The following is a 2,187-nucleotide window of genomic DNA, read 5'->3' on the forward strand; positions in this document are numbered from 1 at the left end:
AACTGATAGCCGACCTTGACGCCAATCTCACGCGGGCGCGTGCGGTTGGCATTGGTCCACTCGTGGTACGGATCGATCCACTTGTTCTGGTTGGTCAAGTTGGTGCCGAACAATTCGACACTGGCCTGGCCGATCTTCATGCCCAAGCGCGCCGCCAGCAACGAAATGTCATCCGAGTACTGCGGTGTGTTTTCCAGCGGGAAGCTGCTCAGATCGACGTAGCTGACCTTGTCGCGGTAGCTGTAGTCGATACGGAAGAAGCCCGGCATGGTCGCGCTCCAGTCGAAGTCGTAGTTCGCGCCCAGCGTGTAGCTCAACTCAGGCACGTAGTCGACCGGATCGCCCGGCAAGTTGGTGGCACCAAGCGCCTTCACTTCGGTGACTTCGCTGTCCAGATACGTCGCTGTAGTGTTCAACGTGAGCCGCTCGGTCGGACGATACGTCAAGCCGACTTCGAGACCTTTGACTTCAGTCTTACCGATGTTGCTGGTGAGCTGTGCGGTCTGGCCGCTGGACGAATCGAACACCAAGCCTCGACGCAACATGTCCTTATAGTCGCTGTAGAACGCTGCGATCTCGTAAGCGAACTTGCCGTCGGCGACGATGCCCTTGCTGCCCAGCTCGTAGCTGATCAAAGTCTCGGGCTCGTAGTTCGGCGACGGGCCGCGGTTGAAGCCGCCGCTGCGGAAGCCGCTGCCGGCGCTGGCGTAGATGCTGATGTTGTCCGAGGCCTTGAACGACAGATACACACGCGGGTCGGTCGAGTCGAACGAATCCGTCTCCTCGGTCAAACCATCCCACGACTTCTGATCGTCCTTGAAGTAGCGCACGCCGCCGCCGACCTCCCAACGCTCTGCGAACCGATACGAGACATCGGTGAACAGCGCATACGATTCATACGTGTCACGGTCGTAGTACTCCAGACCGGGATAGTAGAAGCCGAAGTACAGCGTGTCGTAGTACGCGCTCAGCGAACTGCTCATCGAGCGATAGAAACCGCCGACGGTGTAGTTGAACGCATTGTCGCCGGTGGAGCTCAGGCGCACTTCTTGAGTGAACTGATGCGCGCGAGTGGTGCGATCGTCGGTGCCTTCCAGCCCGCCTTCGTACACTGTCTCGGGGCCGCCGATGTACGAGAACGGATAGTGATGGTTGTGATCGATGTAGGTGCTGGAGCTGAGCAGTTCGGCCGGGCCGAAGTCGTACTTGACGTCCAGGTTGTACAGATCGTACTCAAACTTTTTCGGCACCAGACGGCGCGCCGGATCGACAGCCACGGTCACAGTGCGATCCGGATTTTCGTAGCCGAGGCCGAGCTGGCTCTCGTTACGATGGATCATGATCATGCCCTGAATCGACAACGCGTCGGTGGGCTTCCACAGTGCCTTGGTGCGCACGATGCGCAGGTCCTGATTGTTGCCGTCCTTGATGCCGGCTTCGGGCTGATCCTGCCAGCCACCACCTTCTTCGGCGTGAGCCACGATGCGGATGGCGAACTTGTCAGTGACGATAGGCGCGTTCAACACGCCGGTGACCACTTCACGGGAATCGCCGCCGCTGATGAAAGATTCCTGCGCTTCGATGGAGCCACCGAACTCGCTCAGGTTGGGCGACTTGGTGATGTAACGCAGCGCGCCGGCCACCGAGCCCTGGCCGTACAACGTGCCTTGCGGACCCTTCAGCACTTCGACGCGCTCCAGGTCGACCGGGCGTGCATCGAGCTGATCGTAGCCGGTGAGCGTCAGCGGCGCTTCGTCCAGATACACACCCACCAGCGCGTCGCTACCGTATTGGTTGCTCAAGCCGCGCATGAAGATCTGATAACTGCCGGGGCCGTCCTCACGCAACGCCATACCGGGCACCGCGAACGCGATGTCCTGAATGTTGGTGAGGCCCTTCTGCGCAATCTCTTCGCCGCCGAGTGCGGTGATGGCCACCGGCACGTCGATCAAGCGTTGCTCGCGCTTCTGCGCGGTCACGATCACCTCTTCAACCACCAGTTCCTGAGCCATGGTGCTGACTGAGGTGGTGGCGCCGATTACTGCCAGTGCTGTGATGTATTTCATTCGCGTTGCCATAGTGCCTCCCAAACTTTGATCCCCGGGGGTAAAGCCGTTCTGCTTGTTGTCTCGCTACTTCAACGCGGTGACCGCGCTGTTGAAAAAATCGTTGTCCGGAATCGCCTCA

Annotated in this window: 1 protein-coding gene; it reads right to left on the minus strand. The window is 59.7% G+C overall.

Annotated features, from left to right (window positions below):
- On the minus strand, positions 1 to 2,066 hold a 2,066-nt coding region (locus JNL55_RS29555; protein WP_293863094.1), incomplete at its 3' end, for a TonB-dependent receptor.
- Positions 2,067 to 2,187: the final 121 nt, after the last annotated feature.

It is taken from the genome of Steroidobacter sp., assembly GCF_016790065.1.
Lineage (GTDB): Bacteria > Pseudomonadota > Gammaproteobacteria > Steroidobacterales > Steroidobacteraceae > Steroidobacter.